18 protein-coding genes are annotated in these 22,225 nt (G+C 70.8%); 11 read left to right on the forward strand and 7 right to left on the reverse strand.

What is annotated here, in order from left to right:
- Positions 1–105: 105 nt before the first annotated feature.
- Entirely contained in the window at positions 106–1,263 is a 1,158-nt protein-coding gene (locus SLINC_RS39010; protein WP_067443145.1) for a CapA family protein, read from the forward strand.
- Between the two features lie 34 nt (positions 1,264–1,297).
- Here the strand turns inward: SLINC_RS39010 and SLINC_RS39015 are convergent, their stop codons facing one another.
- On the reverse strand, positions 1,298–1,771 hold the full coding sequence (locus tag SLINC_RS39015; RefSeq protein WP_067446191.1) for a MarR family winged helix-turn-helix transcriptional regulator: 474 nt from the start codon (positions 1,769–1,771) through the stop codon (positions 1,298–1,300).
- A 66-nt stretch (positions 1,772–1,837) separates the two neighbouring features.
- Between SLINC_RS39015 and SLINC_RS39020 the strand changes: the two genes are divergently transcribed.
- Complete coding sequence (locus SLINC_RS39020; protein WP_067443146.1) at positions 1,838–2,653, forward strand: alpha/beta fold hydrolase; 816 nt, start codon at positions 1,838–1,840, stop codon at positions 2,651–2,653.
- 15 nt (positions 2,654–2,668) lie between these two features.
- Here SLINC_RS39020 and SLINC_RS39025 read toward each other — a convergent pair whose 3' ends face one another.
- Entirely contained in the window at positions 2,669–4,081 is a 1,413-nt protein-coding gene (locus SLINC_RS39025) for an amino acid permease (protein ID WP_067443147.1), read from the reverse strand.
- A gap of 110 nt (positions 4,082–4,191) precedes the next feature.
- Positions 4,192–4,653: a universal stress protein gene (locus tag SLINC_RS39030; RefSeq protein ID WP_067443148.1), complete on the reverse strand. Its 462-nt coding sequence runs from the start codon at positions 4,651–4,653 to the stop codon at positions 4,192–4,194.
- Positions 4,654–4,742: 89 nt separating this feature from the next.
- Here SLINC_RS39030 and lysX point away from each other — a divergent pair, with 89 nt between their 5' ends.
- A complete protein-coding gene (gene lysX / locus SLINC_RS39035; protein WP_067443149.1) occupies positions 4,743–8,018 on the forward strand; it encodes a bifunctional lysylphosphatidylglycerol synthetase/lysine--tRNA ligase LysX in 3,276 nt (1,091 codons plus the stop codon).
- A 312-nt stretch (positions 8,019–8,330) separates the two neighbouring features.
- The gene (locus SLINC_RS39040; RefSeq protein ID WP_067443150.1) at positions 8,331–9,194 is read left to right on the forward strand and encodes a polysaccharide deacetylase family protein; all 864 of its coding nucleotides are present in this window, start codon (positions 8,331–8,333) and stop codon (positions 9,192–9,194) included.
- A gap of 35 nt (positions 9,195–9,229) precedes the next feature.
- Here SLINC_RS39040 and SLINC_RS39045 read toward each other — a convergent pair whose 3' ends face one another.
- Positions 9,230–9,898: a class F sortase gene (locus SLINC_RS39045; protein WP_067443151.1), complete on the reverse strand. Its 669-nt coding sequence runs from the start codon at positions 9,896–9,898 to the stop codon at positions 9,230–9,232.
- A 333-nt stretch (positions 9,899–10,231) separates the two neighbouring features.
- Here SLINC_RS39045 and SLINC_RS39050 point away from each other — a divergent pair, with 333 nt between their 5' ends.
- Positions 10,232–10,726: a hypothetical protein gene (locus SLINC_RS39050; RefSeq protein ID WP_067443152.1), complete on the forward strand. Its 495-nt coding sequence runs from the start codon at positions 10,232–10,234 to the stop codon at positions 10,724–10,726.
- 63 nt (positions 10,727–10,789) lie between these two features.
- Here the strand turns inward: SLINC_RS39050 and SLINC_RS39055 are convergent, their stop codons facing one another.
- Together SLINC_RS39055 and SLINC_RS39060 are read right to left on the reverse strand one after the other, a co-directional pair.
- Positions 10,790–11,305: a hypothetical protein gene (locus SLINC_RS39055; RefSeq protein ID WP_067443153.1), complete on the reverse strand. Its 516-nt coding sequence runs from the start codon at positions 11,303–11,305 to the stop codon at positions 10,790–10,792.
- 247 nt (positions 11,306–11,552) lie between these two features.
- Complete coding sequence (locus SLINC_RS39060; protein ID WP_107406739.1) at positions 11,553–12,317, reverse strand: bestrophin-like domain; 765 nt, start codon at positions 12,315–12,317, stop codon at positions 11,553–11,555.
- Positions 12,318–13,253: 936 nt separating this feature from the next.
- Here SLINC_RS39060 and SLINC_RS39070 point away from each other — a divergent pair.
- The 3 genes from SLINC_RS39070 to SLINC_RS39080 all read left to right on the forward strand — a co-directional run bounded on the left by SLINC_RS39070 (position 13,254) and on the right by SLINC_RS39080 (position 17,528).
- A complete protein-coding gene (locus tag SLINC_RS39070) occupies positions 13,254–14,261 on the forward strand; it encodes an SCO0930 family lipoprotein (protein ID WP_067443156.1) in 1,008 nt (335 codons plus the stop codon).
- 313 nt (positions 14,262–14,574) lie between these two features.
- Entirely contained in the window at positions 14,575–15,387 is an 813-nt protein-coding gene (locus tag SLINC_RS39075) for an SAM-dependent methyltransferase (protein ID WP_067443157.1), read from the forward strand.
- Positions 15,384–17,528, forward strand: coding sequence for a putative bifunctional diguanylate cyclase/phosphodiesterase (locus SLINC_RS39080; RefSeq protein ID WP_067443158.1), 2,145 nt, complete (start codon positions 15,384–15,386; stop codon positions 17,526–17,528). Before SLINC_RS39075 ends, SLINC_RS39080 begins: the two co-directional genes overlap by 4 nt.
- A gap of 100 nt (positions 17,529–17,628) precedes the next feature.
- Here SLINC_RS39080 and SLINC_RS39085 read toward each other — a convergent pair whose 3' ends face one another.
- Positions 17,629–18,516, reverse strand: coding sequence for a LysR family transcriptional regulator (locus SLINC_RS39085; protein WP_067443159.1), 888 nt, complete (start codon positions 18,514–18,516; stop codon positions 17,629–17,631).
- A 120-nt stretch (positions 18,517–18,636) separates the two neighbouring features.
- Here SLINC_RS39085 and SLINC_RS39090 point away from each other — a divergent pair, with 120 nt between their 5' ends.
- Genes SLINC_RS39090 through SLINC_RS39100 form a run of 3 tightly spaced genes read left to right on the forward strand, consistent with a single transcriptional unit; the run spans position 18,637 to position 22,002 of the window.
- Entirely contained in the window at positions 18,637–19,305 is a 669-nt protein-coding gene (locus SLINC_RS39090; protein ID WP_067443160.1) for a succinate dehydrogenase, read from the forward strand.
- 1 nt (position 19,306) lies between these two features.
- Positions 19,307–21,256 carry a fumarate reductase/succinate dehydrogenase flavoprotein subunit gene (locus SLINC_RS39095; RefSeq protein ID WP_067443161.1) on the forward strand — a complete coding sequence of 650 codons (1,950 nt, stop codon included), beginning with the start codon at positions 19,307–19,309 and terminating at the stop codon, positions 21,254–21,256.
- Positions 21,253–22,002: a succinate dehydrogenase/fumarate reductase iron-sulfur subunit gene (locus SLINC_RS39100; RefSeq protein ID WP_067443162.1), complete on the forward strand. Its 750-nt coding sequence runs from the start codon at positions 21,253–21,255 to the stop codon at positions 22,000–22,002. Before SLINC_RS39095 ends, SLINC_RS39100 begins: the two co-directional genes overlap by 4 nt.
- Positions 22,003–22,225: the final 223 nt, after the last annotated feature.

Here is a 22,225-nt window from a genome sequence, read left to right on the forward strand (position 1 = left end):
GGCCCGCGCGGGCCGGACGGGCTAATGAGGGTGGCAAGCCCGTTTGGGGGCGTCTTCAGCTTCGTACCTATTTGTGAGTAAATATGATCACAGTGGGGTGAGCTGATGATTGCACGCAGGCAGCAAGTGGCCCTGGCTCTCACGGTCCTTCTCGCGGCGGGCGCCGCCTGCCAGAGCAAGGATCACGACCCGTCCGTCGAGCCGGGACGTCCGGCCCCCTCCGCCGCCGGTCCGCCCGGCTTCACGCTCGTCGCCTCCGGTGACGTCCTCCCGCACAGCTCGATCATCGACCGGGCCCGCTTCGACGGCGGCGGTCGCGGCCACGACTTCCGCCCGATGCTGGCCGGGATCGAACCGGTCGTCTCCCGCGCCGATCTGGCGCTGTGCCACATGGAGACCGTCTACGGCGCGAACGGCCGGTACTCCGGCTATCCCACCTTCAAGTCTCCGCCCGAGGTCGCCCAGGGCCTCGCCGCCACCGGCTACGACGGCTGCTCCACCGCCTCCAACCACAGCCTCGACGACGGCGCCGAGGGCATCCGTCGCACCCTGGACGCCATGGACCGGGCCGGCGTACGGCATGCCGGTTCGGCGCGCACCGAGCAGGAGGCCCGCACGGTCACGGTGCTGCCCGCGGGGTCCGCGAAGGTCGCCCACCTCTCCTACACCTACGGCACCAACGGCTTCCCGCTCCCGCAGGGCCGGCCCTGGGCCGTCAACCTGATCGACCAGAACCGGATCCTGGCCGACGCCCGGGCGGCCCGGCAGGCGGGCGCCGACGTGGTCGTGGTGTCCCTGCACTGGGGCACCGAGTGGCAGGACGCGCCCGACGACCAGCAGACGGCCCTGGCGCGGACCCTCACCGCCGCCCGTACCGGCGAGCGCCCCGACATCGACCTGATCCTCGGCACCCACGCCCACGTCCCGCAGGCGTACGAGAAGGTCAACGGCACCTGGGTGGTCTACGGCATGGGCGACCAGATCGCCGGTGAGATGTTCAACCACCAGGGCGCCCGGGACCCGCGCGGCAACCAGTCCACCCTCGGCCGCTTCACCTTCGCCAAGCCGCAGAGGCCGGGGGAGCGCTGGAAGGTCACCAGGGCCGAGTTCGTCCCGCAGTGGTTCGACGTCGACGCCGGCCGGTTGGTGAACCTCAACCAGGCGCTCGCCGCGGGCGCCGACGTGCGCGCCGTGCGCGACCGCATCCGGCAGGTGGTGCTCAGCCGGGGCGCCGCGAAGGACGGGCTCACCATGGGGAGGTAGCCGGAGCCGGCCGGCCGCCGCGTGGTGGCCCGGGTCAGTCGGCCTCCACGTGGTCGAAGGTCCGCAGCATCTCCTTCAGCACGCGCTTGCACGCCCGCAGCTCGGCGTCCGTCAGATCGCCGCCGACCTGCCGGTTCAGCTCGTGCTCGCGCCCGAGGATCGTGGTGATGACGGTCTCGCCCTCGTCCGTGATCCGGATCAGCGAGGACCGCTGGTGCGCGGGGTTGGGCGTGGCCTCCACCCAGCCCCGGGCCAGCGCGTCGTTCACCATGCGCTGCACGAACTGGCGGGTCAGCGTCGTGACCCGGCCCATCTGAGGCACCGTCATGGGCCCGTATCTGTGCAGCAGGGTCAGGACCGAGCGCACGCCGACGGACACCCCCTCCACGGCCTCGCCCTGTTCGAGCTTGCGCAGGCCGCGCCGGTAGAGGGCGCCGACCAGGTCGAACACCTCGCTGACCCGGTGGCCCAGTTCGTCGGGCGGCAGTGGTTCGTCGATGTCGTGCATGTCGTCCACCCGGCCATCATGACACCTCGGTTGCCAAAATCCTTCGAAGATGACACCTTGGTTGTCATGACAGTTGCTTCGGAACTGAGCTTCTTCACATCCACCGACGGCGATCTCGCCTACCGCGACACCGGCGCGGGCGACCTCGTGGTCCTGCTCCACGCCGGATACGTCGACCACCGCCTCTTCGAGGACCAGATACCGGCCCTCGCCGCCGGACACCGCGTGATCGCGGCGGACATCCGGGGCCACGGCTGGTCCGCCAACGCGAGCGAGCCCTTCCGGTGGGCCGACGACCTCGCCGGCCTGCTCCGGCATCTCGACGCCGGTCCCGCGGTCCTGGTCGGGGTGTCGATGGGCGGGGCCGTCGCGAGCGACACCGCGATCGAGTACCCGGAACTGGTCCGCGGGATCGTCCTGAGCGGGGCCACGACCAGCGACTTCCAGTACACGGACGAGTGGACCCGGGAGATCGTCGCCGAGTCCGCCCGCACCCTGCACTCCGGCGACATCGAGGGCTGGATGACCGTGTTCCTGCGGGGCGCCGCCGGCCCGTACCGCACGGTCGACGACCTCGACCCGGCCCTGTTGGAGCGGCTGCGCGAGATGTCCCTGCACACCATCGCCAAGCACACGCCGGGGGAGCCGAACCTGCACGTTCCCATGACCGACACCTGGCCCCGCGTCCCGAAGATCGACGTCCCCGTGCTCACCGTCAACGGCGCCCTGGACTCACCCACCCTGATCCCCGACGCGGAGCGGTTCGCCCGCACCGTCCCCGACGGCCGCTCGGTCATCGTCGAGGGCACCTCGCACTTCCCGAACCTGGAGAAGCCCGGGGAGTTCAACACGATCCTCCTGGACTTCCTCCGCGCCCTGTGACCGCCTCCGTGCCCGCTAACGGCCGGCCAGTGCCGAACGCCGGTAGGAGTAGCCGAAGTAGACCACCAGCCCGAGCGCGAACCACACGGCGAACCGCGCCCAGGTCTGCCACTGGAGGAACGTGATCAGCCAGATCGAGAACACCACGCCCAGCGCGGGCACCACCGGCATCCACGGAGTGCGGAAGGTCCGCGGCAGGTCGGGCTGCCGGTAGCGCAGCACGATCACCGCCACGCACACCACCACGAACGCCAACAGGATGCCGATGTTGGTGAGTTCGGCCGCCTCGCCGATCGGCAGGAACCCGGCGATGGCGGCCGAGGCGACCCCCACGATCCAGGTCACCCGTGTCGGCACGTGCCGGGTCGGATGCGTCTTGGCGAACCAGGCGGGCAGCAGCCCGTCACGGGACATGGAGAACCACACCCGGGTCACCCCCAGCATGAACGTGAACATCACCGTCAGGATGCCGATGATCGCGCCGACCGCGATCACGTCCGCGAGCCCGCCGAGCCCCACCGACTTGAACGCCGTCGAGAAGCCGCTCTCCTTGTCGATGTCCCGGTGGTTCTGCATGCCCGTCAGGACCAGACAGGCGGCCACGTACAGCACCATCGAGATGGCCAGCGAGTACAGGATCGCCCTCGGCATGTGCCGCTGCGCGTCCTTCGACTCCTCGGCCGCCGTGGACATCGCGTCGTAGCCGAAGACCGCGAAGAACACCGTCGCAGCGCCCGTGAACGCGCCGCCGACGCCGTACGGGAAGAACGGGTTGTAGTTCGCCGTGTCGATGTGGAACACGCCGACGGCGATCACCAGCAGCACGACCAGCACCTTCAGCACGACCACGACCGTCTCGAAGCGAGCCGCGTTGCGCATGCCGAGGGTGAGCAGATAGGCGATCAGCAGGCACAGCACCACCGCGAACAGGTCCACCTTGTGGCCGTCGCCGGTGCCGGGCGCGCCCAGCATCCAGTTCGGCAGGTCCGCGCCCATCTCCCCGACCAGGAAGCCGAAGTAGCCGGAGATACCGATGGCGACCACCGCCACGATCGCCGTGTACTCCAGCAGCAGGTCCCAGCCGATGAACCAGCCGGCCAGCTCCCCGAGCACCGCGTAGCCGTAGGTGTAGGCGGACCCGGCCTTCGGGATGAGCCCCGCGAACTCGGCGTACGACAACGCGGCCGCCGCGCTCGCGATCCCGGCGACGAGGAAGGAGACCAGGACGGCCGGTCCCGCCGTACCGTTGGCCACCGTGCCGGCGAGGGTGAAGATGCCCGCACCGATGATGCCGCCCACGCCGATGGCCGTGAGCTGCCAGAGCCCCAGCGACCGTTCCAGACGCGGGCCCTCGACGATCTCGGTCTCGTCGATCCGCTCAATGGGTTTGCGACGGAGAATCCCCTCGCCCGTTCGGATCCCGGCCATCAGCCTCACCTCTTCGCGAACGGCAAACGCCTGACGGCGGATCATGATGGCGCAGGGAAGCCCGTCACGGAAGACGTCGCGCAGCTACCACCGGAGCGCGCCCCGGTCCCTTACGGCACCACCGTCACCGGCCACCGTCCCGCCTTCACCAGCCGCACCGCCACCGAACCGACGATGCGGTGGCCCGCCTGTTCGGAGGCGCCGACGACCACCGCGTCGGCCTTGAGGTCGTCGGCGGCCTTGACCAGGCCGCTGTAGGGGTCGCCGCGGAAGGTGTGGAACTCCCAGCGGATGTCGAATATCCCCTTGGTCTGCTCGGTCGCCTCCCGGAGCTGGGCCACGAGGTCCTCGGCGATCGCGTCCGTGGTCTCGGCGACCGGCGCCCCGGCCGCCGCGCCGGCCGCGAGGACCGGCTGCACGTAGACGACCGCGAGGAGCGCGTGCTGGCGTCGGGCGAGGCCGCCGGCATAGGCCGCGGCGCGGATCGAGGAGTCGGAGCCGTCCACGCCGACGACGATGACCTTGGGACCGTCGGTGCCCCGCTCGAACTGGTGCGAGTGCTGTTCCGTCACGGCTGCGAGGCTATCGGAACCCGCAGGTCCCGCCGCCGTCCGGGATCTCTCGACGGGCGAGGCGGCCGGGGTGTTCCTACAGTCGGAACATGAGTGCCACCGTGGAGGCCGCGCCGGCGAAGGACACGGGCCCGCCGAGGCCGCCCGGACACGGCTTCCTCAGCAGGGTGCCGGAGGGCTTCGCGGCCTTCTTCGGCGCCCTCGGCCTGCTGTGCGTACTGCTCGCCCTCGTCCCGCCTCTGCGCACCCTGCTCCGCCCGGCCGTCCGCCTCCTCGACCAGATCCTGGTACCCGTCAGCGCCAACCTCGCCTACGCCGTCTTCCTGTTCCTGCTCGCCGGCGCGACCGCCGCCCGCAAGAAGATCGCCTGGTGGCTGGTCGTGGTCTACCTGGGCCTGCTCGTGCTGGCCGACGCCCTCGGCGTCGCCGTGGGCCTGTACGCCGACTCGATCCCCTCGCTCGTGGTGTGCGCCCTCGCCCTGGCCCTGCTGGTCGTGGCCCGCCGAGAGTTCTACGCCGCCTCGCGCCGAGCCGCCGTACGCCGGGCCCTGGCCGTCCTGTTCGCCGGGCTGGTGGCCGGGATCCTGGCCGGCTGGGGGCTCGTGGAGCTCTTCCCGGGCACCCTGCCGCGCGGCCAGCGACTGGCCTGGGCCGCCGACCGGGTGTGCGGCGGCCTGATCTCGGGCGGCGCCTTCGACGGCCGCCCGCCCCGCGCCCTGTTCTTCCTCCTCGGCCTGTTCGGCGCGCTCGCCCTGCTGAACGCCGCCGCGACCCTGTTCCGCTCCCAGCGCCTGGAAGCCGCCCTGCACGGCGACGAGGAGGACCGCGTCCGCGCTCTCCTGCGGCGCTACGGCGACCAGGACTCCCTCGGCTACTTCGCCACCCGCCGCGACAAGGCCGTCGTGTTCTCACCCAGCGGCAAGGCGGCCGTCGCCTACCGCGTCGAGGCCGGGGTGTGCCTGGCCGGCGGCGACCCCGTGGGCGACCGGGAGGCCTGGCCGCACGCCATCGCCGCCTGGCTGGAGATGGCCCGCCGGCACGGCTGGGCGCCCGCCGCGATGGGCGCCTCCGAGGACGGCGCCAAGGCCTTCGCCCGCGCCGGACTCGGGGCCCTGCAACTCGGCGACGAAGCCATCCTGCACGTGGCCGGCTTCGACCTCGACGGCCGCGACATGCGGGTCACCCGGCAGGCCGTCCGCCGGGTGAGCCGCACCGGGGCCACCTGCCGGATCCGCCGTCACTCCACCCTCACCGACGCCGAGATGGAGGAGGCGATCGACAAGGCCGACACCTGGCGCGACACGGAGACCGAACGCGGCTTCTCCATGGCCCTGGACCGCCTCGGCGACCCGGCCGACGGCGACTGCCTCCTGGTGGAGGCGGTGGGCGAGGACGGCCATCTCCTCGCCCTGCTCTCCTTCGTCCCCTGGGGCCGCGACGGCGTCTCCCTGGACCTGATGCGCCGTGACCGAGCCGCCCCCAACGGCGTCATGGAGTTCATGGTCGCCGAACTGTGCGCGGCGGCACCCAAGGCGGGCATCCGCCGGATCTCCCTCAACTTCGCCGTGTTCCGCTCCGTCTTCGAGGAGGGCGCCCGCATCGGCGCCGGACCGGTCCTGCGGCTCTGGCGGCGCCTGCTGCTGTTCTTCTCCCGGTGGTGGCAGCTGGAGGCCCTGTACCGCTCCAACGCCAAGTACCGCCCCGAGTGGTACCCGCGCTTCCTCTGCTACGGCGACGCCGGTGCCCTCGCCCGCATCGGCCTCGCCTCCGCGATCGCCGAAGGCTTCGTCTCCGTACCGTCGTTGCGCAAACTCTGGGGAAAGGGGCACCCGAAGGGCGGGCACCGGCCGGCCACCACCGAAGGCCTGCCGTCGCTCTCGGCGCTCGGCCTCGACGGAGGGGACGAGGCCGGGGCCGCACGGCCGGATGCGGACCTGCCCGAACAGGTCCGCATCCGGCACCACACCCTGGACCGCCTGCGCGCCGACGGCACCGACCCCTACCCCGTCGTCGTCCCGCACCGCACCCACGCCCTCGACGACGTCCGCGCGGGCGAACAGGTCACCGTCGCGGGCCGGGTCATGCGGGTGCGCGACTTCGGCGGCATCGTCTTCGTCACCCTGCGCGACTGGTCCGGGGACCACCAACTCGCCCTCACCCGCGACCGGTCGGGCCCCGCCCTCGACCGCTTCACCGCCGACACCGACATCGGCGACCACATCACGGCCACCGGCCTCGCGGGCGACAGCGACAAGGGCGAGCCCACCGTCTTCGTCACCTCCTGGCAGCTCACCGGCAAGTGCCTGCGCCCGCTGCCCGACAAACGCCGGGGCCTGACCGACCCCGAGGCCAAGGTCCGCATGCGCTACCTCGACCTGGTCGCGAGCCCCGACGCCCGCGAGGTGGTCCGCGCCCGCTCCACCGCCGTACAGGCCCTGCGCCAGGGCCTGCTGGAGCGCGGCTACCTGGAGGTCGAGACCCCGATGCTCCAGCAGATCCACGGCGGCGCCAACGCCCGCCCCTTCACCACCCACATCAACGCCTACGACCTCGACCTCTACCTGCGCATCGCCCCCGAGCTGTACCTCAAACGGCTCTGCGTCGGCGGCCTGGAGAAGGTCTTCGAGATGGGCCGCACCTTCCGCAACGAGGGCGTCTCCTACAAGCACAACCCCGAGTTCACGATGCTGGAGGCCTACCAGGCGTACGCCGACTACGACGTGATGCTCGACCTCACCCGCGAACTGATCCAGGGCGCCGCGACCGCCGCCTTCGGTACGCCGGTCGCCCGCAAGGACGGCACCGAGTACGACATCTCGGGCCCCTGGCCGGTCAAGACGGTGTACGGCGCGATCTCCGAGGCACTGGGGGAGGAGATCGACGCGGACACCGCCCTGGAGACACTGCACCGGCTGTGCGACCGCGCCGGCGTGCCGTACACGGTCGACGACGGCCGCGGCGACGTCGTCCTCGAAATGTACGAGCGGCTCGTCGAGGAGCGCACCCAACTGCCCACCTTCTACAAGGACTTCCCGACCGAGGTCTCCCCGCTCACCCGTCAGCACCGCATCGACCCGCGGCTCGCCGAGCGCTGGGACCTGGTCGCCTTCGGCACCGAACTCGGCACCGCCTACTCCGAGCTCACCGACCCCGTCGAACAGCGCCGCCGCCTCACCGCGCAGTCCCTGCTCGCCGCCGGGGGCGACCCGGAGGCGATGGAGCTGGACGAGGACTTCCTCGACGCCCTCGAATACGCCATGCCGCCCACCGGAGGCCTCGGCATCGGCGTCGACCGCCTGGTCATGTTCCTCACCGGCCTGACGATCCGGGACACCCTGCCGTTCCCCCTCGTGCGGCGCCGCTGACGCCCAGGGCCCGTCCGGCGGATCAGGTCGCCTGTAAGTAACGGTGCCTGATCGGCTCGGGTGAGCGGGGGTCTGGTGCGTGCAGCCGCAAGGCGGAGGAGGGCGTCGACGCGATGGGGGAGTCGGCAACCGACGACAACGCGGCTGGGGGTCCCCCACGCCTTTAAGGCGGTGGGGGAGTGCGTGCCAGACCCCCGCGACCGCGACATGATCCGCCGGACAGGCCCTGGTCATCGGCCGGACGGGTGGAATCGTGCCGCCGCCCCGGTGTCGCTGTGGTGCGTCGGGGCCGTGATGGGCGACTGATGAGTCATGAAGAAGGATCAGTTGCTCTCACGGCTGCCGTCGGCGGCGGTGTTCACACGCCGCCGGGTCCTGCTCGCCGGCGGTGCCGCCGCCGTCGGCGCGGCCGGTACGGCAGGTGTGCTGTCGCTGGGCCCCGGCGCCGAACCGGCCGCCCCCGCCCCCGCGGCCGGCCCCCCGGCGCGCCGAGCGGTCAAGCCCTCCGCCTACCGCCTCCAGCCCCTGACCGGATACGGACCGCCCCGGACCGCCCCGGCCAGGACCGTCGTCCGGCACGAGCCCTTCCTGCGCATGTCCGGCCGGGGCCGCTCCATGGTGCTGACCTTCGACGACGGACCCGACCCCCGCTACACCCCGGACATCCTGGACACCCTCGCGGAGTACGACGTCCGCGCGATGTTCTTCGTCTGCGGGGAGATGGCCGCCGACCACCAGGATCTGCTTTCCCGCATGGCCGACGAGGGGCACGCGGTGGGCAACCACACCTGGTCCCACCCGCTGCTGACCCGGCTGAGCCGGGGCCGGATCCGTTCCGAGATGGAACGCACCTGCGATGTCATCGAGGAGGCGTACGGCGATCGCCCCCAGTGGTTCCGCGCGCCCTACGGTGCCTGGAACCGGGCCGCCTTCCAACTCGGCGCCGAGCTCGGGATGGAACCCCTGGGCTGGACGGTCGACACCCTCGACTGGACCGCCCCCGGCACCCGCACCATCGTCGGCCGGGTCGAGCACGGCGCCGCCCCCGGTGTCGTGGTCCTCTCGCACGACGCCGGGGGCGACCGCACCCAGAGCGTCCGGGCGCTGCGCGACTATCTGCCGCATCTGCTGGATTCCGGCTATCACATCACCGTCCCGCGACGGCTGCACGCATAACCGGAAATCACGAAGCCGGTCCGGTCGGGGCACGCTCAGCGGACCTCGACCAGACGGGCGAAAGCGACGACATTACCGTCGTAGCCGTTCTGCTTGGAGAAACCGCCCCCGCAGGTGATGACCCGCAATTCGGGGGTGCCCTTCGAACCGTAGACGCGGTCGCCCGGGAAGTTGTTCTTCTCGAAGACCTCGATGCCGTAGATCTCGAATACGGCCGTCTTTCCGTCCTTACGGGCGACCTCGACGCGATTTCCCTTCTTCAGGGCCCCGAGTGCGTAGAACACGGCGGGGCCCCGACTGTTGTCGACATGGCCGACCACCACGGCGGTGCCCTTCTCGCCCGGCGAGACCGCGCCGGTGAACCAGCCCGCCAGGTTCGGGTCCTCCGGCGGCGGTGCGCCGACCCAGCCGTCCGCGTCCAGGCCGACCGCCATGACCGGCGCGTCGACCCGGATCGACGGGATCCTGACCCGGTCGGGAACGGCGTACGGCAGGGGATCGGGGCTGTTCAGGAAGGTACCGGGCGTCGCACGGGCCTCGGCGGCGGCCGACGCGGGCTGCGGAGGCCCGACGTCGAACTCGCCCGAGCCGTTCCGAATGAGCGCGAGGCCGGTCAGCAGAACAAGCGCTATCACGCCCCAGGGAGCACGCTTCTTCCGCGGCTCCTCCTCTTCGGCCAGGTCGGCCAGTTCGGACGCAGACATTCGACTTCCCCTCTCGACGCGGCCGTCGCCACGTCACTCGCGCATATGAGAACGCTAAGTCCCGCACGCGCAACCGGCGACGGGGCGGGCGCGAACGGGTGGCCCGTGCCGCCCTCGGTGCGCCATCCGAGTTGCCGTCGGCAGGAATTTTCTGACGGTCCGTGACCTGCGGTGATATCCGATTGTGCGCTTGTCGTTCGGCGTGTCCTCTCACCAGGACGGACCATTCCCGAAATGCGGGGCCGTGCAGGGCAACTGAGGGTTTTTGCGGGAGGCGCTTTCTCGCCGATCCACCGGGGACAGTTCCCGGGGCGTCTTCCGCGGAGGAACAACATGCGTACTACTCGTGCCCTGGCGGCCACAGGCGTCGCGGTCGCCGTCCTCGGATTCGCGGCGCCGACGGCTGCCGCCTGGGATCAGCCGACCAGTGTCAGTGCTCTCCCGAGCGTGATCGCCCGCGGGGGCCAACTCCAGATCACCGTCACCGGTTCCGCCTGCACCTTGGCGGGCAGCACGGTCAGCTCGACCGCCTTCCCGAGCACTCCGCTCATGTCGCAGGGCGGCGTCGGCAACACCTCGACGGCGAAGGTCACGGTCAACTCGAACGCCAGCCCGGGTCCGTACAGCATCACCACCACCTGCGAGGGCCGGTCCAAGACGTTCACCAACGCCTTCACCGTCATCGGCGGCGTCCGCGGCGGCATCGGCGGCAGCAGCTCCACCGGAGCGACCCCCACGGACATGGCCATCGGTGGCGGGCTCGTGGCCGCGGCCGTCGTCGGTGGCGGGGTGTTCTGGATGCGCCGCCGCTCCGAGAAGCGCATCTGACCGCACATGAGACAGGCCTTCGCCCCGGATCTCCTCAGGGATCCGGGGCGAAGGCCTGTGCGGTCAGGCGTCGTCCTCCCCGGTGCGGCGGCGGGAGAAGTGGTAGGCCGCCCCGACCGAGCCCGCGATGAGCGCGGCCCCGAGGCCGATCTCCTGGAGGTCGAAGCCGGCGAAGCTGCCGCCCTCGCCGGCGTGCACGCCCTTGTCGTAGGGGGGAACCGGCATCGGGGTGGGGGCAGGACGGCCGCCGGCGATGGTGAGGTTGGCGTTCTGCCAGAACGTCCCGCAGTGGAACGTCACCTCGTACATCGCGCCCGGTTTGGCGTCCCAGTCGACCATCGCCGTCGCCGACGACTGGCCCTTGCGGATGGTCAGGTCGTCGAAGACACCGGAGGAGACGAGGACGTCCTGTTTGCATCCCGTGGCGCGCAGCGTGACCTGCCCGCCGGCCGCGATGGTCTGGGGCAGGACACTGACCCGGAAACCCGAGCTCTCGCCGCTCGCGTGGGCGGCGGGGGCGGTGAAGGTCAGGGCGCAGGCGCCCAGCAGTGCGGCCGAAGCGACGCGTATCGCGCGCATGGTGGTTCCTCCGGTCCCCGAGGAGCAGCTGCGGACCTCTTCCGCTCGCGCCTGAAATGCACCTCGATGACCGAAACGCTAGGAACAGGTGTGCGTCTGCGCGATCGCTGTCGCGCGAATGGGGCAAGCGTGTGCGCCGCTCAGGGGACCCGCGTTCCGGCAGCCGGGGGACGGCGGCGGAGTGTCGGCCGTCCCCCGGCTGTCCGGTGTGGTGGGGCCGGCCGGGTCCGGGCGGGGTGAGTCGCCGTCAGCGCTTGGCGTCCGGGAAGAGGTTCAGGAACGGCTCGGCGGACGCGGCGATGCTGTGGCTATAGGGGGTGTCGAAGGCCCAGATGAGGAAGAGCAGGAAGGCGATCAGCGCGGAGAAGAGTCCCGCGAGGACCAGTTCGCGCACGGTGCGGCGGATCTGGAGGGCGAAGACCATGCCGATGGTCACCGCGCCGCCGCCGAGCAGTCCGAACCACACCACGCCCGGCATGGTCGCCCCGGTCGAGTCGGCCCGGGCGTTGCGCGCCTCGTCGGCGGCGGCCACCTGGTCCAGCAGGGGCTGGTAGGCCTGGGCCTGGAAGTCCGTCCTCGGCTCGTAGTCGGTGACGTCGATGCGGATCTTCTCCAGGAGCTCGCCGCCGCGCTCGGTGACCTCCTTGCGGTCGGCCATCGCCTTCCACTCGGTGGTGACGACGTGTCCGACATAGGCGTTGACATCGTCGCGAATACGGTCACGGACATCGGGCGGATAGACCCTGACCCGCTCCGAGATCTCGTGCAGGGCCTGGGCCTCCGTCTGGACATGGTCCTGGGCGGTGCTGCGGGCCTCCCAGACACCGGCGATGGCCAGGCCCAGGACGATGGCGTACACCACGCCGATCCACATCGTCATGTACTCGATGACGTCCGGCGTCTCGTTCGGATCCTCGTCCTCGGGCGCCGTGCGGTGCCGCACGATGGTGATGATCACCACCACGGCGCACGCGGCCGCCATCGCGAGGGTGAGAACAAGCCATTCCGGCAAGAGTGCCTCCAGGATCGGCGCTAGCGGGGCCGCAGCGCGGCGACGGCGATCACCGCGGGCGCGGTGATGAGCAGGACGTAGGTGACGGGTGACGTGGCCCCGTTGGACGGCCGCTCGTGGGACTTCGTCGCCCGGTAGCGCGGATAGCTGACCGGGCTGGGGGTGGGCCGTGGAGTGGGCTCGGCCGACGGTGTCGGGGTTGGTGTCGGCGGTGGTGGGGGAGCGGCGGGCCGGGCGGGAGCCGGGGCGGGCGGCGGGGTCGGCGTGGGCGTCGGGCGGGGTGGTTCCGGCCGGGGCGCCGGTGGTGGTGGCGGTGGTTCGGGTGTGGGTGTCGGGCGCGGCTCCGGGGGCGTGGGCGTGGGTTTCGGTGGTGGGGTGGGTGTCGGGGTGGGGGTGGGCGTGGGCGGAGGAGTCGGCGTCGGTGAGGGCGTCGGGGTCGGACAGGGCGGGGGAGGCGGCGGTGGCGGGCACGTCGTCGGAGTCGGCCAGGTGAGGGTGCCGGCGACCGCCACCACCTCCGCTCCTTCCGGACCCGCCGAGACGCGGACGCACGTGTAGGCGTCGGCGGCGGCCACTCCGGCCGACGGCCCCACCAGGAGCCATGCCAGCGCCACCAGGGCCAACACCCGTATGGCAGGGGCGGATTGGGTCGGTTCGGGTCTGTGCACGACGAAGATCCTGGGGCCTGGCGCGCCGTCGTACGCCCGAGCGGGGCGGGATTGGTCCGAAAGGGGGAAAGGTGGCACCGGAGGTTTGACCTACGGCTGATCGGGCTCAGCTGGGCGTACGCGTGTGCGAGAAGAAGCGGGCGGGCCACAGGGTTCGGAAAGAAATATGCGGGGCGGTTGAACACGAACCGGCCTTCCCTGCGTACTCATGGTCGTGCGGCGGCACAGAAGGGCGCTGCAACAGCCTTGGAAGTATGGGGAGTTGACGATGAAGACCTCCTGGCGGAGCGCCTCACTCGTGGCCGGCGCCGCGATGATGATGGCGCTGACGACAGCGTGCGGCCAGGAAAGCGCACCGTCGACGGGCAGTCAGAACGTGGGAGCCACGGCCGCCGCGGGTGACTATGGCATCGGCGGCACCGGAATCGGCACCAGTGCCGGCGCCGGTGCGGGTGCAGGTGGCGAGGCGCAGTCCAGCAGCACCACCGGGCCCCAGACGTCCGGCGCGGGCCAGCTGAACGTGTCGGCCAACGAGGAGCTCGGCAGTGTCCTGACGGACAGCAAGGGCCTGACCCTCTACCGCTTCGACCAGGACACCGCCGAGCCGCCGAAGTCGAACTGCGACGGCGACTGCGCGACCGCCTGGCCGCCCGTCCCCGCGGACGACGCCACGGCCGGTGCGGGTATCGACAAGGGGAAGCTCGGCGAGGTCACCCGCGCCGACGGCACCAAGCAGCTGACCATCGGCGGCTGGCCCGCCTACCGCTACGCCAAGGACACCAAAGCCGGGGACGTGGCCGGCCAGGGCGTGGGCGGCAAGTGGTACGCGCTGGCCCCCGACGGCAAGAAGGCCAAGGCTTCGGGCGCCTCGGGCTCGGGCTCCGACACCGACCTGCCCGGCCTGTCCACCCGCAACGACCCCAAGCTCGGCGAGATCGTCGTCGACAAGAACGGCCACACGGTCTACCGCTTCATGAAGGACTCGCCCTGGCCGATGAAGACGGCGTGCACCGGCGAGTGCCTGGAGAAGTGGCCGGTCATCGCCCCGGTCGACGCCGAGGACACCAAGGGCATCAATCTGAAGGGATCCGGTCCCAGGGGGCAGGGCTACGTGGTCTTCGACCGCCCCGACGGCATCAAGCAGCAGACCATCGACTGTGTGCCGATCTACACCTTCGCCGGTGACAAGAAGCCCGGCGACACCAACGGTCAGGGTGTCGGCGGCACCTGGTACGCCGTGACGCCCGACGGAAAGCCGGTCGGAGCGTCGGAGTAGGAACCCGCTCATCCGGACCACCGGTCCGCCCCCTCTGCGCCGCACGGAGGGGGCGGACCGGTTTGCCGTCGTTCACCACAACTCTCCGACTCCTGGCTTCTGTCCGGAACATTCGGAACACCCCGAAATTCCCTGCGGATTTCTCGTAGAGAAAAGACAGAGGCTTCATGGAAGATGTTGCGGGGCATCAACACGGCACGTGCCGCAGGCAGTGACCGGGAACGGATGGTCAATTTCCGTTTCCGCTCGCTCCTTTGGCGGGCGATCAGTAGCCTCAGCTCGAACACCGGATCGCCTACGCCTGGAGAGATAGATGGAGCGTCCCGCCTGGGCCCCACGGAGCATCGACATCTCGGTGCCGAGCGTCGCGCGTATCTACGACTACTACCTGGGCGGTTCGCACAATTTCGAGGTCGACCGGCAAGCGGCCCGCAAGGCCATGGACTTCATGCCGGGACTTCCCAAGATCATGCAGGCGAACCGGGCGTTCATGCGCCGCGCGGTACGCCACGCCGCGGACGAGGGCATTGATCAATTCCTCGACATCGGCTCCGGCATCCCGACCTTCGGCACCGTCCACGAGGTGGCCCAGCGGATCCGTCCCGGCGCCCGCGTCGTCTACGTCGATCACGACCCCGTCGCGGTCGCCCACAGCGAGGCGGTCCTCGCGGGCAACCCGGACACCGGGGTGGTCGCCGCGGATCTCCGCAAGCCGCAGGAGATCCTCGCGAGCCCGGCCGTACAGACCCTGATCGATCTGAAGCGGCCGGTGGCCCTGCTTCTCGTTGCCATACTGCACTTCGTGGAAGACGCGGACGACCCGTACAAGGCGGTGGCCGAACTGCGCGAGGCGCTCGCGCCCGGCAGCCGGCTCATCCTCACGCATGCCTCGTACGAGGGAATCCCGCTGCCGGCGGAGCGGGCCGAGGGCACGGTCGCCGTATACAAGGACATTCGCAATCCGCTGATCATGCGCTCGCGCGAGGAGATCGCGCGGTTCTTCGAGGGGTACGACATGGTGGAACCCGGACTGGTGCCGATGCCGCACTGGCGGCCGGAGACCCCGCCCGAGGACGAGGATCCCTATGCCTTCTCCGGATTCGCCGGCGTGGGGCGTGCGGCGTGAGCGCGGAACCGGACGGGCCGGAGGACAGACTGCGGCGGTTCGCGACGATCTGGAGCCGGGCCGTGTTCCCGGTGACCTCGACGTCCGCGACCCGGCCCGAGTTCGAGGAACAACTGCTGCCGCTCGCCCGGCGGTTGAGCCAGGCGCTGCTGACCAGGACGTTCGACGCGGACGAGGCGAAGGCGGTGGGCGCCGCTCTGGTCGACGCGCACTGCACCGACCCGGACGCGCTGACCCGCACCCTGGACTGCGTCGACGCCTACCTGGTGCTCTACTGCGGTGAGGACGGCCCCGCCGAGGACCTGCGGGCACGCGCCGCGCGGATCCAGCACGCCATGGCCGCCGGGTTCGCGCGGGCCCTGCGCGAGCGGACGCTGGCCGAACAGGAGGCCATCGCCCAGGCCGCCCTCCGGGCGCAGGGCGTGGTCGCCCAGGCGCTGCACGCCACCGAGGCCCGCTTCCGCGCGGTCTTCGAGGGCGCCGCCATAGGCATTGGCATCGCCGACCTCGAAGGCAACATACTGCAGGTCAACGGCGCGCTGCTGCGCATGTTCGGCCTCTCCGAGCAGACCATGCAGGCCCGCAACGTCCAGGACTGGACGCACCCCGAGGACGCGCCCCAGACGTGGCGGCTCTACGACGAGCTGATCCGCGGCGAGCGGGAGCACTACCACGTGGAGAAGGCGTTCAACCGGCCCGACGGAACGGCCCTGTGGACCAACCTGACGGTCTCCCTGCTGCGCGACCCCGACGGCAACCCGCAGTACCAGCTCGCCCTCATGGAGGACACCACCGAGCGGCGTCTGCTCAACCTCCGGCTGCGCTACGAGGCGACGCACGACGCGCTCACCGGTCTGCCCAACCGCACCTTCTTCTTCGAACGTCTGGAGAAGGCGCTCGGTGCCGGCCAGGGCCAGCGCTTCGGTCTGTGCTACCTCGACCTGGACGGCTTCAAGACCATCAACGACAGCCTGGGCCACGCGGCCGGCGACCGGTTGCTCGTCGAGGTCGCCGACCGGCTCCAGTCCTGCACGACCGCGCCCGGCGAGATGGTCGCCCGGCTCGGCGGTGACGAGTTCGTGGCGCTGACCACCGGGACCGACACCGAACGGGAGGTCGACGAGCTCGCCGCCCGCATCATGAACGCGATGGTCGCCCCCATCAGCGTCGACGGCCGTGAGCTGACCGTGCGCGGCAGCATCGGCATCGTCGAGGGACCGGCGGGCGAGCGCAGCCCGGCGGAGGTGCTGCGCAGCGCCGACATCACCATGTACCGGGCCAAGTCGGCGGGCGGCAACCGCTTCGAGCTCGCCGACCCGGAGGCCGACGCCCGCGCCATCACCCGGCACGGACTGACCACCGCGCTGCCGACGGCCCTGGACCGGGGCGAGTTCTTCATCGAGTACCAGCCGCTGGTCCACCTCGGCGACGGCAGTGTGCGCGGCGCCGAGGCCCTGGTGCGCTGGCTGCACCCGCAGCACGGTGTGCTCGGGCCCGACCGGTTCATCCCGCTCGCCGAACACACCGGGCTGATCGTCCCGTTGGGCCGCTGGGTCCTGGAGCAGTCGGTGCGCCAGGCCCGCGAGTGGCGGGAACGATACGGCGACGGCACGGCGGCCGGCCCGCTCCGCATCAACGTCAATCTCTCGCCCTGCCAGCTCACTCATCCCGGTCTGGTTCAGGACACCGTCGACATCCTGGAGCGCGCGGGCGTCGATCCCGACGCGCTCTGCCTGGAGGTCACCGAGTCGGCGCTGATCGGCGCGGACGACGACCTGCTCAAGCCGCTGCGGCGGCTGGCCGAGATGGGCGTCGACATCGCCCTGGACGACTTCGGCACCGGCTACTCCAACCTCGCCAACCTGCGCCGCCTGCCGGTGAGCATCCTCAAGCTGGACCGCTCCTTCACCCAGAGCATGCAGCAGTTCCCGGCCGACCCGGTCGACCTCAAGATCGTCGAGGGGATCGTTTCGCTCGCCCACAGCCTGGACCTCGCGGTGACGGTCGAGGGTGTCGAAACCGGAGCCCAGGCCGAGCAGTTGCGGATACTGGGCTGCGACACGGCCCAGGGCTGGTACTACGCCCGCCCGGGCCCGCCGGAGCGACTGCACGAGCTGGCGCTGGTGGACGCGACGGGCTGAGGTGCAGCGCCCCTCCAGGGGCGCGGGGAACTGCGTGAGCGACCACAGCAGACCCGCGCCCCCCGACGGACGGAAAGCCCCCCGCCACTACGGGCCCGGCTCACCGCTCCAACAGCATCCGCTGCAGCTCCCGCGCGGCCCGCGGCGGAGCCACATCGCTGCGGTGGGCGAGGGCGATCGTGCGGTGCAGCCCCGGTCGGGCCAGAGGAGTGACCCGTAGCCCTCGCTCCGACCGAGCGGCCACCATGCGCGGGACGACGGCTACACCCAGCCCCGCCCGGACGAACCCCAACACCGCGTCCATCTCCCCACCCTCCACCGCGAAATCCGGCTCGAACCCAGCGGAGCGACACGCGGCGACGGTCAGGTCGCGCAGGTCGTAGCCGTGCCGGAACATCACCAGGCGCTCGCCCTCCAGGTCGGCGATGCGCACGGTACGACGGCCGGGACCGCCCGGGGCGGAGGCCTCCGGGGACGAGACGACGACGAGGTCCTCGCGCAGCAGCTCCACCGTGGTCAGGGCGGGGGAGGGCGTGGGCAGCGGGAGGACGACCAGGGCCAGGTCGAGGGCGCCGCGGGCCAGTTCCCGGACCAGGTCGTGGGAGCCGCCCTCCTCGATCAGCAGCCGGATGCCGGGATAGCGGTGGTGGAAGGCGCGCAGCACGTCCGGCAGCAGGCCCGTGCACAGACTCGGGGTCGCGCCCAGCCGGATCCGGCCGCTGCGCAACTGCACCAGCTCCAGCACCTCGTGCCGCGCGGTGTCCGCGTCGGCCAGGATGCGCCGGGCCAGTGGCAGCAACGCCTCGCCCGCGTCGGTGAGCGTGATGTTGCCCCGCGCCCGCAGGAACAGATCGGCCCCCAACTCCCGCTCCAGGGCCTTGATCTGCTGCGACAGGGACGGCTGAGCCACGTGCACGAGCTCGGCGGCGCGGGTGAAGTGCCGGGTCTCGGCGACCGCCACGAAGTACTGGAGCTGCTGGAACTGCATTCCCCTACGATAGTCGCAGGCTATGGAAACGAGCCGGACCATGTCTTGGACCGATCGGGGAGTCGGCCCGTAGCGTGCTGTGACATGGCTCTGGCAACGCGGACGGACCGACGGCCGTCGATGGCACGCACGGTGTGGGACTCCACCGTCGGCAAGAAGACCGTGATGGCGGTCAGCGGTCTGATCATGCTGCTGTACCTGGTCGTCCACATGATCGGAAACCTGAAGATCTTCTTCGGGGCGGGCGAGTTCAACCACTACGCGCACTGGCTGCGCACCGTCGGCGAGCCCTTCATGCACTACGAGTGGACGCTGTGGCTGGTACGGATCGTGCTGGTCGTCGCCGTCGTCGCGCACGCCACCTCGGCGTACCAGCTCAGCCGCCGCGACATCAGGGCACGGCCCAGCAAGTACGTCCACAAGAAGCCCCGGGCCAGTTACGCCACGCGCACCATGCGCTGGGGCGGCATCATCCTCGGCCTGTTCATCGTCTGGCACATCCTGGACCTGACCACCGGCACCGTGCACCCCGGATTCCAGGCCGGCCACCCCTACCAGAACGTCGTGGACACCTTCTCCACCTGGTACGGCAACGTCGTCTACATCGTCGCGATGCTCGCCCTCGGCCTGCACGTCCGGCACGGCTTCTGGAGCGCCGCCCAGACCCTCGGCGTCGGCAGCCGGGCCCGCGACCGCGCCCTGAAGACCGTCGCCAACGCCCTCGCGCTGCTGCTCACGGCCGGATTCATCGCCGTACCCGTGGGCGTCATGACCGGATTGGTGAGCTGACATGAGTACCTACGCCGACTACACGACCGGCGAGCCGGTCGCCGACACCAAGGCCCCGGCGGGCCCCGTCAACGAGCGCTGGGACACCCGCCGCTTCGAGGCCAGACTCGTCAACCCCGCCAACCGGCGCAAACACACGGTCATCGTCGTCGGCACCGGCCTCGCGGGCGGCTCGGCCGGCGCCACCCTCGCCGAACAGGGCTACCACGTCGTCCAGTTCTGCTACCAGGACTCCCCACGCCGCGCCCACTCCATCGCCGCCCAGGGCGGCATCAACGCCGCGAAGAACTACCGCAACGACGGCGACTCCGTCCACCGGCTGTTCTACGACACCGTCAAGGGCGGCGACTTCCGGGCCCGCGAGTCCAACGTCCACCGCCTCGCGCAGATCTCGGTGGAGATCATCGACCAGTGCGTGGCCCAGGGCGTCCCCTTCGCCCGGGAGTACGGCGGCCTGCTCGACACCCGCTCCTTCGGTGGCGTCCAGGTCTCGCGGACCTTCTACGCCCGCGGCCAGACGGGCCAGCAGCTGCTGCTCGGTGCCTACCAGGCCCTCAGCCGGCAGATCGCCGCCGGGAACATCGAGATGCACCCGCGCACCGAGATGCTCGACCTGATCGTCGTCGACGGACGGGCCCGCGGGATCGTCGCGCGGGACCTCGTCACCGGCAGGATCGACACCTACTTCGCGGACGCCGTCGTCCTGGCCTCCGGCGGCTACGGCAACGTCTTCTACCTGTCGACGAACGCCATGAACTCCAACGCCACCGCGATCTGGCGGGCCCACCGGCGTGGCGCCCACTTCGCCAACCCCTGCTTCACCCAGATCCACCCCACCTGCATCCCGCGCACCGGCGACCACCAGTCCAAGCTGACGCTGATGAGCGAGTCGCTGCGCAACGACGGCCGGATCTGGGTGCCGAAGGCCAAGGGCGACACCCGGCCCGCGCACCGGATCCCCGAGGACGAGCGCGACTACTACCTGGAGCGCATCTACCCCTCCTTCGGCAACCTCGTCCCCCGCGACATCGCCTCCCGCGCCGCGAAGAACGTCTGCGACGAGGGCCGCGGTGTCGGCCCCGGCGGGCAGGGTGTGTACCTCGACTTCGCCGACGCCATCGCACGGATGGGCCGGGGGGCCGTCGAGGCCAAGTACGGCAACCTCTTCGACATGTACCAGCGGATCACCGACGAGGATCCGTACGAGGTGCCGATGCGGATCTATCCCGCCGTGCACTACACGATGGGCGGCCTGTGGGTCGACTACGACCTCCAGACCACCGTCCCCGGCCTGTTCGCGATCGGCGAGGCCAACTTCTCCGACCACGGCGCGAACCGGCTCGGCGCCTCCGCGCTGATGCAGGGCCTGGCCGACGGCTACTTCGTCCTGCCGGCCACCATCAACGACTACCTGGCCCGCCATCCGCACCACGAGGCGGTCACCGCCGAACACCCCGTCGTCCAGGAGGTGCTGGCCGAGACCGAGGACCGGCTGAACCTGCTGCTCACCGTCGACGGCGACCGCACCCCCGACTCCTTCCACCGTGAACTCGGGGAGCTGATGTGGGAGTTCTGCGGCATGGCCCGCAGCGACACCGGGCTGCGCAAGGCACTGGAGCGCATCCCGCAGATCCGCGAGGAGTTCTGGCGGCGCATCAAGGTCCCGGGCACCGGCGAGGAGTTCAACCAGTCGCTGGAGAAGGCCAACCGCATCGTCGACTACCTCGAACTCGCCGAGCTGATGTGCCTCGACGCGCTGCACCGCGAGGAGTCCTGCGGCGGCCACTTCCGCGAGGAGTCCCAGACGCCCGACGGTGAAGCGGCCCGCAGGGACGAGGAGTTCGCCTACGCGGCCGCCTGGGAGTTCACCGGCACCGGCGAGGCCCCCGTCCTGCACAAGGAAGACCTGGTCTTCGAGTACGTCCACCCCACTCAGCGGAGCTACGCATGAAGCTCACCCTGCGCGTCTGGCGGCAGAAGAACGCCGACGCCGACGGCGCCATGTCCACGTACGAGGTGGACGGGATCTCCTCCGACATGTCCTTCCTGGAGATGCTGGACACCCTCAACGAGGAACTCATCCTGCGCGGTGAGGACCCCGTGGCCTTCGACCACGACTGCCGCGAAGGCATCTGCGGCGCGTGCTCGCTCGTCATCAACGGCGACGCGCACGGACCCGAACGCACCACCACCTGCCAGCTGCACATGCGGTCCTTCCAGGACGGCGACACGATCGACATCGAGCCGTGGCGGGCGTCCGCCTTCCCGGTGGTCAAGGACCTGGTGGTGGACCGGTCGGCGTTCGACCGGATCATCCAGGCGGGTGGCTACATCACCGCACCCACCGGAGCCGCCCCCGAGGCCCACGCCGCCCCGGTGCCCAAGCCGGACGCGGACTTCGCCTTCGAGCACGCCGAGTGCATCGGATGCGGTGCCTGCGTGGCCGCCTGTCCCAACGGAGCGGCGATGCTGTTCACCTCGGCCAAGGTCAACCATCTCAACGTGCTGCCCCAGGGCGCGCCTGAGCGCGAGACCCGGGTCCTCGACATGGTGGCCCAGATGGACGAGGAGGGCTTCGGCGGCTGCACCCTCACCGGGGAGTGCGCCACCGCCTGCCCCAAGGGCATCCCGCTGGTGTCCATCACCGGCATGAACAAGGAGTGGCTGCGGGCGACGAGGAAGGTCGCCAAGCGGTAAGCGCTCCGCTGGAAGTGCCGCGCTGTGCCGTCTGCCGGCTGCGGCGCCGTCGTGGCTGGTCGCGCCCCGCGGCGGAGCCGCTGATGTCACAGCCCCGCGCCCCTTCAGGGCGTTGCCGAACCGCATGGGCTTCGCGCGACCCTCTTGGAAGACGTTCGCCGACGAGGTGCGGACGGGCGGGACCGGTGTGGTGCTCGACTCCGGTCCCGCCAAGCCTCGTCGG

This window comes from Streptomyces lincolnensis (assembly GCF_001685355.1).
In the GTDB taxonomy this organism is placed as follows: domain Bacteria; phylum Actinomycetota; class Actinomycetes; order Streptomycetales; family Streptomycetaceae; genus Streptomyces; species Streptomyces lincolnensis.

What these genes read in the sequence shown, in the direction of transcription:
- SLINC_RS39010 (WP_067443145.1), top strand. Translation starts at nt 106, where the DNA reads ATGATTGCACGCAGGCAGCAAGTGGCCCTGGCTCTCACGGTCCTTCTC.
- SLINC_RS39015 (WP_067446191.1), bottom strand. Translation starts at nt 1,771, where the DNA reads ATGCACGACATCGACGAACCACTGCCGCCCGACGAACTGGGCCACCGG.
- SLINC_RS39020 (WP_067443146.1), top strand. Translation starts at nt 1,838, where the DNA reads ATGACAGTTGCTTCGGAACTGAGCTTCTTCACATCCACCGACGGCGAT.
- SLINC_RS39025 (WP_067443147.1), bottom strand. Translation starts at nt 4,081, where the DNA reads ATGGCCGGGATCCGAACGGGCGAGGGGATTCTCCGTCGCAAACCCATT.
- lysX (WP_067443149.1), top strand. Translation starts at nt 4,743, where the DNA reads ATGAGTGCCACCGTGGAGGCCGCGCCGGCGAAGGACACGGGCCCGCCG.
- SLINC_RS39040 (WP_067443150.1), top strand. Translation starts at nt 8,331, where the DNA reads ATGAAGAAGGATCAGTTGCTCTCACGGCTGCCGTCGGCGGCGGTGTTC.
- SLINC_RS39045 (WP_067443151.1), bottom strand. Translation starts at nt 9,898, where the DNA reads ATGTCTGCGTCCGAACTGGCCGACCTGGCCGAAGAGGAGGAGCCGCGG.
- SLINC_RS39050 (WP_067443152.1), top strand. Translation starts at nt 10,232, where the DNA reads ATGCGTACTACTCGTGCCCTGGCGGCCACAGGCGTCGCGGTCGCCGTC.
- SLINC_RS39055 (WP_067443153.1), bottom strand. Translation starts at nt 11,305, where the DNA reads ATGCGCGCGATACGCGTCGCTTCGGCCGCACTGCTGGGCGCCTGCGCC.
- SLINC_RS39070 (WP_067443156.1), top strand. Translation starts at nt 13,254, where the DNA reads ATGAAGACCTCCTGGCGGAGCGCCTCACTCGTGGCCGGCGCCGCGATG.
- SLINC_RS39075 (WP_067443157.1), top strand. Translation starts at nt 14,575, where the DNA reads ATGGAGCGTCCCGCCTGGGCCCCACGGAGCATCGACATCTCGGTGCCG.
- SLINC_RS39085 (WP_067443159.1), bottom strand. Translation starts at nt 18,516, where the DNA reads ATGCAGTTCCAGCAGCTCCAGTACTTCGTGGCGGTCGCCGAGACCCGG.
- SLINC_RS39090 (WP_067443160.1), top strand. Translation starts at nt 18,637, where the DNA reads ATGGCACGCACGGTGTGGGACTCCACCGTCGGCAAGAAGACCGTGATG.
- SLINC_RS39095 (WP_067443161.1), top strand. Translation starts at nt 19,307, where the DNA reads ATGAGTACCTACGCCGACTACACGACCGGCGAGCCGGTCGCCGACACC.
- SLINC_RS39100 (WP_067443162.1), top strand. Translation starts at nt 21,253, where the DNA reads ATGAAGCTCACCCTGCGCGTCTGGCGGCAGAAGAACGCCGACGCCGAC.